At 64.6% G+C, this 13916-nt stretch carries 16 protein-coding genes; 6 read left to right on the forward strand and 10 right to left on the reverse strand.

The window, feature by feature from the left end:
- Positions 1-180 precede the first annotated feature (180 nt).
- Together UNPF46_RS32050 and UNPF46_RS32055 are read right to left on the reverse strand one after the other, a co-directional pair.
- Positions 181-786 carry a GNAT family N-acetyltransferase gene (locus tag UNPF46_RS32050; RefSeq protein WP_142252731.1) on the reverse strand — a complete coding sequence of 202 codons (606 nt, stop codon included), beginning with the start codon at positions 784-786 and terminating at the stop codon, positions 181-183.
- Positions 787-938: 152 nt separating this feature from the next.
- The gene (locus tag UNPF46_RS32055) at positions 939-1337 is read right to left on the reverse strand and encodes a PaaI family thioesterase (protein ID WP_142252732.1); all 399 of its coding nucleotides are present in this window, start codon (positions 1335-1337) and stop codon (positions 939-941) included.
- A 118-nt stretch (positions 1338-1455) separates the two neighbouring features.
- Here UNPF46_RS32055 and UNPF46_RS32060 point away from each other — a divergent pair, with 118 nt between their 5' ends.
- Positions 1456-2265, forward strand: a complete 810-nt coding sequence (locus UNPF46_RS32060; protein WP_142252733.1) for a cobalamin-binding protein — start codon at positions 1456-1458, stop codon at positions 2263-2265.
- Between the two features lie 162 nt (positions 2266-2427).
- On the opposite strand, the gene kynU is transcribed toward UNPF46_RS32060, so the two are convergent.
- The 5 genes from kynU to UNPF46_RS32085 all read right to left on the reverse strand — a co-directional run bounded on the left by kynU (position 2428) and on the right by UNPF46_RS32085 (position 7643).
- Positions 2428-3630, reverse strand: a complete 1203-nt coding sequence (kynU, locus tag UNPF46_RS32065; RefSeq protein ID WP_181770211.1) for a kynureninase — start codon at positions 3628-3630, stop codon at positions 2428-2430.
- A 19-nt stretch (positions 3631-3649) separates the two neighbouring features.
- Positions 3650-4489, reverse strand: coding sequence for a tryptophan 2,3-dioxygenase (gene kynA / locus UNPF46_RS32070; RefSeq protein WP_142252735.1), 840 nt, complete (start codon positions 4487-4489; stop codon positions 3650-3652).
- A gap of 36 nt (positions 4490-4525) precedes the next feature.
- A complete protein-coding gene (locus UNPF46_RS32075) occupies positions 4526-5335 on the reverse strand; it encodes a hormone-sensitive lipase (RefSeq protein ID WP_142252736.1) in 810 nt (269 codons plus the stop codon).
- A 250-nt stretch (positions 5336-5585) separates the two neighbouring features.
- The gene (locus UNPF46_RS32080) at positions 5586-6863 is read right to left on the reverse strand and encodes an ArgE/DapE family deacylase (RefSeq protein ID WP_100175751.1); all 1278 of its coding nucleotides are present in this window, start codon (positions 6861-6863) and stop codon (positions 5586-5588) included.
- A gap of 54 nt (positions 6864-6917) precedes the next feature.
- Complete coding sequence (locus UNPF46_RS32085; RefSeq protein ID WP_142252737.1) at positions 6918-7643, reverse strand: pyridoxamine 5'-phosphate oxidase family protein; 726 nt, start codon at positions 7641-7643, stop codon at positions 6918-6920.
- Between the two features lie 73 nt (positions 7644-7716).
- Between UNPF46_RS32085 and pdxR the strand changes: the two genes are divergently transcribed.
- Positions 7717-9207 carry a MocR-like pyridoxine biosynthesis transcription factor PdxR gene (gene pdxR / locus UNPF46_RS32090; protein WP_142252738.1) on the forward strand — a complete coding sequence of 497 codons (1491 nt, stop codon included), beginning with the start codon at positions 7717-7719 and terminating at the stop codon, positions 9205-9207.
- Between the two features lie 65 nt (positions 9208-9272).
- Entirely contained in the window at positions 9273-9518 is a 246-nt protein-coding gene (locus UNPF46_RS32095) for a DUF6719 family protein (protein WP_100175754.1), read from the forward strand.
- Here the strand turns inward: UNPF46_RS32095 and UNPF46_RS32100 are convergent, their stop codons facing one another.
- Positions 9519-9884, reverse strand: coding sequence for a hypothetical protein (locus UNPF46_RS32100; RefSeq protein WP_142252739.1), 366 nt, complete (start codon positions 9882-9884; stop codon positions 9519-9521).
- Positions 9885-9918: 34 nt separating this feature from the next.
- Positions 9919-10338, reverse strand: a complete 420-nt coding sequence (locus tag UNPF46_RS32105; protein ID WP_142252740.1) for a hypothetical protein — start codon at positions 10336-10338, stop codon at positions 9919-9921.
- Between the two features lie 160 nt (positions 10339-10498).
- On the opposite strand from UNPF46_RS32105, the gene UNPF46_RS32110 reads away from it, so the two are divergent.
- Positions 10499-10702, forward strand: a complete 204-nt coding sequence (locus tag UNPF46_RS32110) for a hypothetical protein (RefSeq protein ID WP_181770212.1) — start codon at positions 10499-10501, stop codon at positions 10700-10702.
- 12 nt (positions 10703-10714) lie between these two features.
- Here UNPF46_RS32110 and UNPF46_RS32115 read toward each other — a convergent pair whose 3' ends face one another.
- Positions 10715-11263: a CreA family protein gene (locus tag UNPF46_RS32115; protein ID WP_142252742.1), complete on the reverse strand. Its 549-nt coding sequence runs from the start codon at positions 11261-11263 to the stop codon at positions 10715-10717.
- A 207-nt stretch (positions 11264-11470) separates the two neighbouring features.
- On the opposite strand from UNPF46_RS32115, the gene UNPF46_RS32120 reads away from it, so the two are divergent.
- Both UNPF46_RS32120 and UNPF46_RS32125 read left to right on the forward strand, forming a co-directional pair.
- Positions 11471-13093, forward strand: a complete 1623-nt coding sequence (locus UNPF46_RS32120; RefSeq protein ID WP_181770213.1) for a L,D-transpeptidase — start codon at positions 11471-11473, stop codon at positions 13091-13093.
- A 91-nt stretch (positions 13094-13184) separates the two neighbouring features.
- Positions 13185-13754, forward strand: coding sequence for a glutathione peroxidase (locus UNPF46_RS32125; RefSeq protein WP_100175760.1), 570 nt, complete (start codon positions 13185-13187; stop codon positions 13752-13754).
- The last annotated feature ends 162 nt before the right edge of the window (positions 13755-13916 follow it).

A 13916-nucleotide genomic window follows, 5' to 3' on the forward strand; every position in this document is an offset into this window, starting at 1 on the left:
GGTTCTGATTGAATCAGAACCGAAGCTCTAGATTCTTGTTTTGACGCGTTTTCTTCACGCGAACCGGTGTCCACTTCGCTCGAAAAACGCTCTAAAGCGTTCACTTCACGACCTGCGGAATAAAGAAGCGGACCGGCGATGCCGGTCCGCTTCTTTTGATTCCATCCGCCTTTTTTGAGGTCAGGCGGCGCGATTGTCGTACATGCTGGAGATGATCTTCCAGCAGGTCGAGTTGAGGCTGAGAAGCGCGCGACCGGCCGCGAATGGCGAAGCCGCGAGATCGGCGAGCTCCGCTTCGGGTGTCCTGGCGAGATCGATCGTACCGGTCGATTCGCCATGGCGGAAAGCCAGATGCGCCCCGAACTTCCTGGCGAGCGCCCGCATCGCGTGATTCTCCGCACCCGTTGTGATGCGCAGCCGCTTGTAGCCTTTCCAGCGGGCCTCCGCGATCAGGCGGCGGAACAGCACGGTGCCGACACCCTGGCGTCGCGCGGAGGCTTCCACGCTGAAGGCGACCTCAGGCAAGGCCTCGCCTTCCGGCGGATGCAGCTCGGCCGCACCGCGGACCACGCCGTCGACGATATAGGCAACGATCACGGTGCCGTCCTCGGCGCAGCGGGCGGCGTAACGCTCGATGAAGCTGTCGTCGAGATAACCGTTGAAACGGTCGTGCCGGCTTCCAGCATCGAGCCGCAGCAGGTGATCACGCAGGAGCGGCAATTCTTCCTGCTGGATCAAAGTCCGCACATAGCCAGGGGCGGTGCGAACGGTCTCTTCAAGTACCACGTCAAAACTCCTCTTGGTGTCCCTCGAGGAGGCGTTCGAATCCCTAGGATCCCTATATTGTGCATCGCACCATATTTTTCAAGACGGGAACCTGCCTAACTTAACGGCATCGGGAGCGACTAATTCGTTAATAAAATCAAAGCTCCGTAGTCTTACAGGACCAACTGGGTCTGGGTCACCACGGCCACCAGCTTGCCGTCCTCGGTTTCCAGCCGGGTGGTCCAGACCTGGGTCCGCCGGCCCCGATGGACCGGGGTCGCGGTGGCTACGACCGTGGTTCCCTCCTTCGCCCCGCCGATGAAATTGGTCTTGCTCTCCAGGGTGGTGGTGCCCTTGGCATCCTCAGGCAGGTTGATCACGGTCGCGGCCGCGCCAACGGAATCGGCCAGCGCCATCACCGCGCCGCCATGGATGGTGTGATGCAGCGTGCAGAGGTCGGGCCGAACCGTCATCCGCGCCACCACGCGGTCCTTCCCGGCCTCGATGAACTCGACGCCCTTGAGCTCGGCGAACGGCATCTTCATCGCTTTAAGTTTCTCCAGCGGCGTCATCAGATCTCCTCCCAATTCCTTGTTGCCTCAACGTGAATTGCTTCGCGCGGCAAGGCAATGACGTCCGAGGTCATGGCCGGGCTGACATCGGCGCGGACATTGTGCATAGGCTCGGTCCATGCGCCATTTCCCGCCCCGCCGCATCGTCTGCCTGACCGAGGAGACCGTCGAGACGCTGTATCTGCTCGGTGAGCAGGACCGCGTCGTCGGCGTCTCCGGCTATGCGGTTCGACCGCCGCAGGTGCGGCGCGAGAAGCCGCGCGTCTCCGCGTTCGTCTCGGCGGACATTCCGAAGGTCCTGGCGCTGGAACCCGATCTGGTGCTGGCCTTCTCCGACCTTCAGGCCAACATCGTCGCCGACCTCGTGCGCGCTGGCGTGGATGTCCACGTTTTCAACCAGCGCGACGTCGCCGGCATCCTTGCGATGATCCGCATGCTCGGCGCACTGGTTGGTGCGACGGAGCGCGCGGAGGGCCTCGTGCAAGGCCTGGAGCAGCGCCTGGCGGCGATTGCCGCAATGCCCCGCCCCTCGCCGCGGCCAAGGGTCTATTTCGAGGAGTGGGACGATCCCTTGATCTCCGGGATCGGCTGGGTCTCCGAATTGATCGAGATCGCCGGCGGTACGGATGTCTTTGCCGAGCTGCGACGCCAGCAGGCGGCCAAGGACCGCATCGTCTCGGCAGAGGCGGTGCGCGAGGCCGCGCCCGACCTCATCCTCGCCTCATGGTGCGGCAAGAAGGTCGTCCCTGCCCGCATTTGCGCGCGCCATGGATGGGGCGATATCCCCGCCGTGCGCGGCAATCGCATCGTGGAGATCAAGTCGCCGGTCATCCTTCAGCCTGGGCCGGCGGCGCTGACGGATGGGCTGGATGCGATCGTGTCGGCATTGTGGGGGCGGGATTCGAAACTGCCTACCCCGTCATCCTGAGGTGCGAGGCATGGGACGCAACGCGTCGCATGAGGAGCCTCGAAGGATGAACGGCCCCGATGGAGCCGGGCCATCGCCCTTCGAGGCTCGCCCAGCGACGCTTCGCACCGCCAGGCTCGCACCTCAGGGTGACGGTGATAGAAGAGTGACGACGATATATTTTCACGTCACCGCGTTCACGACCTGATATTCCGGCCGTCGCCACACCTCGCCTGCGATCACCTCCTCGATGATCTCCGCCGCCCGCACGATCTCGCTCTCGCCAATGTACAGCGGCGTGATCCCGAACCTCATGATGTCAGGCGCACGGAAATCGCCGATGACCCCGCGTGCGATCAGCGCCTGCATGGCGGCGTAACCGCCGTCGAAGGCAAAGGAAACCTGCGAGCCGCGGTGCTCATGCGCGCGCGGAGTGACCAGCCTCAAGGACGGGCAGCGGCGCTCGACCTCGGCGATCAGCAAGTCACCGAGCGCCAGCGAGCGGGCGCGGACCTCCGCGATGTCGACGCGGTCCCAGATGTCGAGCGAAGCCTCCAGCGCCGCCATCGCGAGTACGGGAGGCGTACCGACGCGCATGCGCTCGACGCCGCCGGCGGCGGCATAGGCCAGCTCGAACGCAAACGGCTTGGCGTGCCCCATCCAGCCCGACAGCGCCGCCCGCGCCGTGCCGGCGTGGCGCGGGCCGACGTAAAGGAAGGCCGGCGCGCCGGGACCGGCGTTGAGATATTTGTAGGTGCAGCCCGCCGCGAAATCCGCGCCGCACGCGGCAAGATCGACCGGCAGCGCGCCGGCGGAATGGGCGAGATCCCAGACGGTGACGATGCCGAGCGCATGCGCCTTCGCGGTCAGATCCGCCATGTCGTGGCGGCGGCCGGTGCGATAGTCGACCTCGGTGATGTAGAGCACCGCGACATCCTCCGACAGCGCGGATTCGATCTCCTCCGGCGCCACCAAGCGCAATTGATGGCCGCGCCCAAGTGTCTCGATCAGGCCTTCGGCCATGTAGAGATCGGTCGGAAAGTTGCCGGTGTCCGACAGGACGATCTTGCGGGATGCGTTCATGTCCAGCGCGGCGGCGAGCGCCTGATAGACCTTCAGTGACAGCGTGTCTCCGACCATCACCGAGCCGGCTTCCGCACCGATCAGCCGTGCGATGCGATCGCCGAGTAGGCGCGGCTGGACATACCAGCCCGCGGTGTTCCAGGCGCGGATCAGCTCATGGCCCCACTCGGTCGTGATCACGCGGTTGACCCGCTCGGCGACGCCGCGGGGCAGCGCACCGAGCGAATTGCCGTCGAGATAGATCACGCCATCGGGCAAGTGGAACAGAGCTTTGGTGTCGTCATAGACGCGATATCTGGTCATGGATATTTCTTGGGCATTTCTACAGAATGGTGCGGACGCGCCAGAGTTCGGGGAAGAGCTCTACCTCCAGCATGCGTTTGAGATAGCTGACCCCGCCGGTGCCGCCGGTGCCGCGCTTGAAGCCAATCACGCGCTCGACCGTCGTCACATGGTTGAAGCGCCAGCGGCGGAAATAATCCTCGAAGTCGACCAGCTTTTCGGCGAGCTCGTACAGCATCCAATGCGTCTCCGGCGCCTCGTAGACCACACGCCAGGCCTGCAGCACGCCTTCGTTGAAGCTGTGCGTTTCGCGAACATCGCGCGCCAGCACCGCTGCCGGCATCCTGAGCCCGTTGCGGTCGGCGAGCCTGAGCACCTCGTCATAGAGGCTGGGCGTTGCGAGTTCGGCCTCGAGCAGCTTCGTCGTCTCGACATCGTGCGCGTGCGGCTTCAGCATGGCGTGGTTGCGGTTGCCGAGCAGGAATTCGATCAGCCGGTATTGCCGCGACTGGAAGCCCGAGGATTGTCCGAGTTGCGAGCGGAAGCGCGTATACTCGCTCGGCGTCATCGTGCGCAGCACGTCCCAGGCGTTGTTGAGCTGCTCGAAGATCCGCGACATCCGCGCCAGCATCTTCATGGCGGGCGACACTTCGTCTCTGGCGATGGCGCGGCGCGCAGCACTGAGCTCGTGAATGGCAAGGCGCATCCACAGCTCCGTGGTCTGATGCTGGATGATGAACAGCATCTCGTCATGCGCTTCCGAGAGCGGGTGCTGCGCGCCGAGGATCGCATCCAGCGCCAGGTAGTCGCCATAGGACATACGGCGGGCGAAATCGGTCTCGGCGCCTTCGCTGGCAGGATCGTAGTCGCTGGACGTCATGGACAGGCCCTTTCGATCGATCTTCCCCGGCTTTGCTCAGTCGAGGCCGATCAGGCGCGCGGTGATCGGCGAAGCCGGATCCTTCAGTCCGTCGATCACTGTAAAATGGTTCAGCCCGGGATCGACCACGAGGCGCGTCGGCACATCGAAGCCGGTCCAGATGTTGGCCATCAGGTCTGACTGGCGGATGAATTCGGGCCGCTCGACGCCCCCCACCCAGGCGGTCACGGGCGAATGCCCGCGCGGTAGATGCAGCGCTGCGCTCTCCAGGGTGGCCTCCTCCATGCTCATGCGCAGCGTCTCGTTCATCCTGGTCTTGAGCAGCGGACGCAGATCATGCAGACCGCTGATCGAGAGCGTGCCGGCGATGCGATTATAGACGGCGGGCTCCAGCCGGCTGTCGTCGCACAGCATGCGCATCACGAGATGGCCGCCGGCGGAGTGGCCGGCAAGCCGGATTGGCCCTGCGACGAGTGAAGCCGCTTTCGCGATCGCGGCGGCGATCTCGGCGGTGATGTCGCTGATGCGGGCGGCCGGCGTCAACGTGTAGCTCGGCAGCGCCACGCTCCAGCCGTGATGACGCGCGCCTTCCGCGAGATCGGTCCAGGTCGACTTGTCGAAGCGCATCCAGTAGCCGCCATGGACGAAGACGACGAGGCCCTTGCTGTGGCCGTCGGGCAGGATCAAGTCCAGCTTCTGGCGCTCACCGGCGCCATAGGCGATGTCGGGTCGAAAATTTGTCAGCCCGGCCCGGTAAGCCGCCGCTTGCTCCGCCCATTGCGCCGGCATCTTGTCCGAGCCCGGGATATGGGCCGAATTGGCATAAGCATCATCCCAATCGCGCATCGTGTCTCCCTGGGACTCGTTCAGCGGGCTGAGCGCCAGTCTGCCACCGGACAGACCGGCATCCTAGTCTTTCTTTTAAGCTTAAAGGATTTGGCGAAGCACGTGTTTCGGGCAGATGGCGCTCCAGCCGAGACGCCGTAGGACGGGCAAAGCAAAGCGTGCCCACCACCCGCACGAAATCGAGGAAGGTGGTGGGCACGGCACAAGTGCGCCTTTGCCCAACCTAGGAGCGCTGTGCCTGAGGTGACCGCTACGCCTTCTCCACCCCGCACCACTCCGCGATGAACAGCGCCATCGCCTTGGTGGTTTTCTTCAGCGAGTCCAGATCGACATATTCGTTGAAGCCGTGCATCTCGCCGCCGCTGGCGCCGAAGCAGAGGCTCGGGATACCGTGGTTGAGGCCGTAGAAGCGTGTGTCGGTGAGCGCGGTGAAGACGAGGTCTTCGACGGCGCCGCCATAGACCTTGCCGAATGCCTTGCCGAACGCGGCCTCCGGCGCCGCGGCGTCCGTCAGCTCATAGCCTTCCGACAGGAAGCCCGACCATTCGATCTCCGGCGGATTGTTGGCGAGGAAGCGATGGTTGCGCGCGGCGGCCGCGACGCAGGCCATGATCTCTTTCTGGTGATCGGCGATCGACCAGCCCGGCAGCACCGCAATCCGGCAATCGACGTCGCACCAGGCCGGCACGCTGGAGGCCCAGTCGCCGCCCTTGATGATGCCGGGGTTGAAATTGATGGGATGGTTGAGCGTCTTGAAATGCTTGTCCGCCTTCGCCCGCTCGTTCCATTCGATCTCGAGCTTCTGCAGCGCATGGATCAGATGATAGGCCGCCATGATCGCATTGGCCCCGGAGCCGGCGAAGGCGACATGTGTCGGATGCCCCTTCACGCGCAGGCGAAACCAGATCACGCCGACCTGCGAGCGTACCATCTTGCCGCCGGTCGGCTCCGGAATGAAGCAAGCATCCGCGCGGTAGCCGCGCTGCAGCGTCGAGAGGGCGCCGACGCCGGTGCTCTCCTCCTCGATGACGGACTGGAAGTGAATCCGCGCGGTGGGCTTGAAGCCGGCGGCTTTGATCGCATCCAGCGCATAGAGCGCACCGATGGTGCCTGACTTCATGTCGCAGGCGCCGCGGCCGAACATCTTGCCGTCCTTGATGACGGGCGAGAACGGCGGCGTCTCCCACAATTCCAGGGGACCGGCGGGCACCACGTCGCAGTGGCCCTGCAGGATCAGCGATTTGCCGCCATTCGTTTGCGGACGGTAGGTGCCCACCACCGAGCGCGCCTTGGAGAAATCATGCTCGATCGGGCCGAAGCCGCGCAGATCCTTGAGATCGTCGACATCGATATGCCAGTCGTCGACCTCGTAGCCGCGCTGGCGCAAGAGGTCGCCGATCATGTCCTGGCACGGCCCCTCCGCCCCGCGGGTCGAAGGGATCGCGACGAAATCGCGTGTGGTGGCAAGCTGGGCCTCGAAGCCGGCATCGACGGCGTCGAGAATCCTCTGCTGCGTTTCGGCATTCATCAGGCAACTCCAGGCATTCCAACGGTTTCCAAGGAGTGCGCAAGCTAGCCGATTTCAGCCGTTCGGGTACTCCACAAAATATGCATCCCGCAATGCATCTTCGAGCAGTCGGCCTTCCGAATAGCCATTCAGCGTCGCAGGGCGGCTCACCCCGTCGAGCAGGCGCGGACACGGCTCCGGCGCGCCGAGCACGGTGCGCACCGGAATGCGCTCGGCGTAGATCGGCAACGCATAATCCTCGTCGTCGTCAGCGACACCCTTGGCGCGTATCTTGGCCGAGGCCTCCTCGATCTCCATCGCGATGAAGGACGTCGCCTTGATCTCCTGGGTGTTGCTCGCTCTGAGGCCCGCGGTGCGATCCGGGAAGAAGCGGTCGACCATCGCGATCACTGCCCGCTCCTTCTCCTCGGGGTCGGTGACGAGATAGGCTGTGCCGAACGCCATCACCGCGCGATAGTCGGCGGAATGGTTGAAGCCGCAGCGTGCCAGAACGAGGCTGTCGAGATGTGCGACCGTCAGGCACACGCGCTCGCCTTTGGTCTGGTTGCGCAGCATGCGGCTGGCGCTCGAGCCGTGCCAGTACAGCTTCGTGCCCTCGCGCCAGAAGAAGGTCGGCGTGCAATAGGGCTGGCCGTCGATCACGTAGGAGACGTGGCAAAGCATCGAGGAATCCAGGATGCGATGAACGGTCTCGTGATCGTAGAAGCCGCGGTCGTGCCGGCGCTTCACCTGGTTGCGCGCGGAGGTCGGATAGGAATTCGAAGTCTCGGCCTGGCTCACGGCTGCTCCTGATCGGATTGGAAGATCTGGAGCAGTTGTAGCGACGCATTTGGTCTGCGATAGTTCCAATTCCATGCAAAAGATTCCGACCAATTCCATGCCCCCGCCGGCCAAGACTTCCTTGCCGACAAAGACCGAGCTGCCGCTCGACCTCACCGGCCCGCACGTCACGGCCGGCGCCTCCGCCGCGCAACGGCTCTATCAGGCGCTGTGCGAGATGATCGTCTCCGGCCTGGTCAAGCCCGGAGAGCCTCTGCCGCCGTCGCGCACGCTGGCGAAGCAGGCCGGCTTTCGGCGCAACGCCGTCGTGATCGCCTATGAACGCCTGATCGCCGACGGCTTTGCCGAGGCCAAAGTCGGCTCCGGCACCTTCGTCGCCGCACGGATCCCTGCGCGCGCGGCCGTGCCGCGCAAGCCGAAGGTCGCGGTCGAAGCGCCGCGACAAGGCGCTTTCGCACTCGGTTGCACCCATATCGACGAACGTGCATTGCAGCGTTTTCGCAGCTATGTCGGCCGCCGCATGCGCGCGTTCGGGTCGGAGCATCTGCATTATGGCGATCCGCGCGGCAGCCGAGAGCTGCGTGCGGCCATCGCCGATCATCTGTTGTCGGCGCGCGGGCTGCGCTGCGATCCCGATCAGATCGTGATTACGTCAGGCACACTGCACGCGCTGCGCATCGTGCTGAGCGCGATCCTGAAAGCGGGCGACCAGATCTGGTGCGAGGACCCAGGTTATCCCATCGCGCGAAAGACCATCGCGCATTGCGGCTATCGCGCCGTGCCCGTTCCTGTCGACGAGCACGGCATGCGGGTCGCCAAGGGCCGCTCCGCTGCGCCGTCTGCGCGCGCGGCCTATGTCACGCCGTCACACCAGTTTCCGCTGGGCGTGCAGATGTCGATGTCGCGGCGGCTCGAGCTTCTGGACTGGGCCAAGCAGGCCGGCGCCTTCGTGCTGGAGGACGATTACGACAGCGAGTTTCGCTATGACGGCGCTCCGCTGATGTCGCTCGCCGGCATCGACCGTCTCCAGCGCGTGATCTATCTCGGCACCTTCGCCAAGACGCTGTTTCCGGGCCTGCGCATCGGCTATTGCGCCCTGCCCGAACGCCTGATCGCTGATGTGACGGCTGCGCGCGCGGCGCTCGACCGCTTCCCCGGCACGCTGATGGAAGGCGCGGTGACCGACATGCTCAATTCGGGCGCGTTCGCCGCAAACCTCAAGCGGGTGCGAAAGCTCTATCGCGAGGCCCGGGACGTGCTGGCCGAGACGCTGGAGGCCGCATCCGATGGCGCGCTGTCGGTGCCGGTGCCGTCACAAGGCCTGCATCTGGTCGCCCGGTTCGATCCCTCGGTCGATCTGTCCGTGGCCGCGCAAGCCAAGCAGGCGGCCGGTGCGGAAGGCTGGCTCCTGGCCGACACCTATTTGCGCGCGCGCCCTCTGCCCGGCTTCGTGCTGGGATTTTCCGGGCATGCGGTTCCACAACTCATCGCCTCCGCGGAACAGTTGGCGCGAGAATCGCGCGCAGCCCTGCGCACTCGGAACAAGTCGGCGCGGCGGGCATAACGAACGATCACTATGAGAATCGCGGGCCGATGCCTACATTGCGGCATCGCCGCCGAGACCTCACCATGCCGCTACGCCGCACGACCAGCCTCGCGTTCCTGATCTCCATCGCGCTTGCCGCGACGGCGCATGCCACCACGGTCGGACGCGAGCAGGACATCGTCGACCTCAAGCTGGGGCAGCGCGTTCAGGTGGATGACGGAACCTGTCCCGCCGGACAGGTCAAGGAAGTGCGCGGGGCGCGGATGTCCGACAAGGGCGTCGTGCGTACCGCCACTTGCGTGCAGCGCTACGGTCCGAAGACGAAGTAACTACTGCTTCGCCGGGTCGAACATGCACTGCAAGGTCGGCTTGGCGATCTTGGTGAAGGTCGGACCGATCTCGCTTTGCTTGGAAGTCGGCACCCAGTCGGTCTCGATCGTGGGCACACCGGTCTCGCTGATGCCGCGCAACAGCGCCTCGCGCAGGTCGCGATCCTCGACCGCGGCCGCGGCGTGATCGTGCAGGCAGCCGCAGACTTCCTCGGGATGCTCCCACCGTCCAATCATCCGCGGTGCGCACTGACGCACGAACTCGCTGCGGGGATCCGGTAACCGCGAGGGCGCGCGCACCTGCGCCTCGGCGGCATTGATCGTCAGAAGGGTTACGAACGCAGCGGCGCAAAATCGGACGAGCATGACGGCCTTTATCGGCTGATTCTCTTGTTGTCGATCAGAAGCGCGCGGCAACCATGATCGGCTGCGAGCTCGCGGTCGTGATCGGCGAGCCGCTGTACTGGAAGGTGCCGACGCCGGGAAGATTGCCGTCCGGCGCACCCGCGAACGAGGAGCCGACGATCACGAATCCGAAAGCAAGGATGAAGCTGAGCGCGCGCATGGTCTTGTCTCCGAATTCCGTGGCCGGCGAGGCGCCGTCGTCGTTGTGGAACTGATAACCATGGGCGGTTTCGCGCGTGATGCGCCAGAAGCGCAAAATGGTTTCATCTTGCGTGAGAATTGTTTCGTCCGGTCCGAGGCGACGACACAATTCTCGAAAACTGCCAATCATTTCAATCCGATCTCGCCGGCGATCGAGGCGACCTGCCCGGTTCCGGTTCGGCGGCGCGACCGCATCGCGCGCCGCCGCCGTCACGGTCCCGCCTTGCGTGCTTCACACGCATTTTACGTTTTTCTGTTCAAGAGAGTGACGAACGATGGCTGGGTCCTGTCGAACCGGGGGCGCTGCGGCTGCGACCCAAGCCATCGAATCCGAGACGCCGGAATCACCGGACGCATTCAGTTGAGGGATGGCCATGACGACGCAGGATCGCGCAACGCCGCGCGAGACGGACCAACGGACGGACCGCAGAGTTCAACGACCACACCACGTCGCCTCGGCCGGCGCGATGTCGCTGCAGTCCGGTCGCGGCTTCGAGGCCGCGCCACAGGCATTCGTGCGGCTGACCGGCTCGCATCTTGTCAAACCGCAGGCCAGTTGCGCTGTTGTCACCGAGTGACGCGCAAACGGGTCACTGCGTGAAGAATTCACCGCACTTCTGGACGTTCGCATCCGCTGGTCCCCACGGCATGATCGGCACGGTCGAGGTCGAGTTCTTCGGCGAGCCCTCGATCAGCCTGTCTGAATAGACCATGTAGACCAGCACGTTGCGCTTGGCGTCACAGCCGCGCACGATCTGCATTTTCTTGAAGAACAGCGAGCGGCGCCGGCGGAACATGTCGTCGCCCTGCTCCATCTTGTTCTTGAACTTGATCGGCCCGACCTGGCGGCAGGCCAGTGAGATGTCCGAGACCTCCTCGGCAAGACCCAGCCAGCCCTTGAAGCCCCCCTTCTCCGGCACCGTGAAATGACAGGCGACGCCCTCGACCTCGGGGTCGTCGAGACCATAGGTCGCGAGCTTGTCGTTCGGGCTCATCCATTTGAACACGGTGGAACGGCGGAAGATCAGATCGGGCTCGTCGGCAGCCTGAGCGGACGCCGTCGGCAGGGCCAGAGCCAGGAGGAAGAAAGCAAAGCCTTTCAAGCGGATGCCGGAAAGACCGAGGAAACGAGATGACATGAAGTTCTCCGATAACAAGTCCCCACAATGTAGGCATCGCCCCACCGCTCAGGAAGACGACGGCAGGCAGGCGCGGCCGCCGTTTACCGCTCCGTGAGGCTTTTTTGCTACGAGTTGGACAAAAGTAGCTGACGGCAGAACCGCCCTGCTGGTGAACGCGTATCCCCTCTGCGAGACTAACGTCTGATTTGGATTATGGATTCGAGGATGAACAGCGTGAACGGGTCGGGTTTTGCTGCCAAGCCGGCGCGGCTTTGGCAGGTCGCCATTTTGACGGCGGCGGGTGCGATTGGCGCGACCAGCCAGGCAGACGCAGCATTCTATTATTGGACGGATTATTCTGACGGATCCTACTACGCCCGGCAGGACCGGCATCCCGAGATACCGCGCCAGAAGCCGCAGAAGCGCAGCGCGACCGGCAAGAAAGAGGTCGTCGCCGAGAAGGAAGCCGGCACCAAGCCGCAGGGGCCGCTGGTCATCGTCGTCTCGATCGAACGGCAGAAAGTCACCGTCTACGACAGCAACGGTGTGTTCGCGGAATCGCCGGTGTCGACGGGCATGAAGGGCCATTCGACGCCGATGGGTGTGTTCAGCGTCATCCAGAAGCACAAATTCCACCACTCCAACATCTATAGCGGCGCGCCGATGCCGTATATGCAGCGGATCACCTGGTCCGGCGTCGCCATGCATGCCGGCGTGCTCCCGGGCTATCCGGCCTCGCACGGCTGCATCCGCATGCCGATGTCGTTCGCGATGAAGATGTGGAATTGGACCAAGATGGGCGCGCGCGTCATCGTCGCGCCCGGTGAGATGACGCCGCACAGCTTCTCCCATCCCCTGCTCGCCTCGTCGCGCGTGCCGCCGCAGCCCGCCGTCAGCCTCGAGCCGCAGACCAATGTCGGCGACAAGGCCGACAAGGGCGCCGCGGACACCAAAGCCGCCGACGCCAAGCCGGTCGAAACGAAGACCGCCAGCGCCGACGGCGTGCTCGAGCTGCGCGCCTCCGTCGGCCACACCGTGATGTCGGACGTGACCACGGGCAATGCGGCCGCCCACGAGGAAGCCGCAGCTCCAGCCGACAAGGCCAAGACGGCCGAGGCATCCGATGCGGCCAAGCCCCAGTCGGACGAAGCCGTCAAGCCGGCGAACGAGGACAAGCCCGCCGACAAGGTCGAGGCCGTCAAATCCGAGCCGGCCAAATCCGAGCCGACCAAGTCTGAACCGGTCAAGGCGGAAGCCGCGGAGTCCGCGAAGACACCCGATGCACGGGCACCTGCGGTCGCCGCCTCGCCCGAGCCGAAGAAAGACGAGAGCCGCGTCGCCGAACCGGCGCCGGCCGCAAAGCCGGACGCACCCAAGCGGGCCGGCCAGATCGCCGTCTTCATCAGCCGCAAGGATTCCAAGCTCTACGTGCGGCAGAATTTTGCGCCGCTGTTCGAGGTCCCGATCACGATCGCCACGAGCGACCGGCCGCTCGGCACGCATATCTTCACCGCCGAGCTCGACAAGACCGATACCAACGCCCTGCGTTGGTCGGTGGTGTCGCTGCCCGTCTCCGCCCGCTCCGCAGCACGCGAGGACGACAGCCGCCTTACGCGCCGCAAGGGTGGCGTTGCCGTGATCCCTGTGGCCGCCAAGCCCGCGACTACCAAGCCCGTGGTCACGCCCGACAGTCCGGCCGAAGCCCTCGACCGCATCTCGATCCCCGCCGACACCATGGCGAAGATCAACGAGATGCTGACATCGGGCGGCTCCATCATCATCTCCGACCAGGGCATCAACCAGGGCGAGACCGGCGAAGGCACCGACTTCATCGTCCGCCTGTACTAGCCGCTTGACCGGCGCCCGATAACGCGGTGTTGACGAGGCGCCTCGCAACCGCGGAGTAACATGCCCCTTGGATCATTTCGGGGGACGCGTCATGATGAATCGCAGGTCCGTGCTCACCGCGATGCTGGCCGGCACGCTGGCGCCGGCAACGCGTGCGTTGGCCGAGAATGGCATGAGCCGGATCCCGGCCTATGCCTTCTCCTTCCCCGCCTTGTCCGGTGACGACATCCGTCTGGCCGCGTTCACCGGCAAGCCGCTGCTGGTAGTCAACACCGCCTCGCTCTGTGGCTACACGCCGCAATATGCCGGCCTGCAGGAGATCTGGAACGAGTTTCGCGAACGCGGGCTCACCGTGATCGGCGTACCCTCGAATGATTTCGGCGGTCAGGAGCCCGGCGGCACCAGCGAGATCACGCAGACGGCGCACCACCAATATGGTGTTACCTTTCCGATCACGGCCAAGGCGGTCGTGGTCGGCGCGAAGGCGCATCCTTTCTACAAATGGGCGGCCGAGGCTCGCCCCCGCGAAGTTCCGCGCTGGAACTTCCACAAATACCTGATCGGCCGCGACGGCTATATCGCCGAGGTCTTTCCATCCGCGATCGAGCCGGCCGACACACGGGTCAAGACGGCCATCGCCAAGGCGCTGGCCGACAGCTGATGCTCGGGGCTCAACGCGGTTGGGCACAATTGTGGCGGGGCGCCAAACAGCCGTTGCAATGGCGAGGGCCCACCATCTAGGCTAGGATCGTTTGGGGCAGGATGGTTTTGCCGGAGGCGAAAAGCCACGGCGGAACAACGGGATCAATCTCGAGGACAACAC

It is taken from the genome of Bradyrhizobium sp. UNPF46 (assembly GCF_006658625.1).
GTDB lineage: Bacteria > Pseudomonadota > Alphaproteobacteria > Rhizobiales > Xanthobacteraceae > Bradyrhizobium > Bradyrhizobium nitroreducens.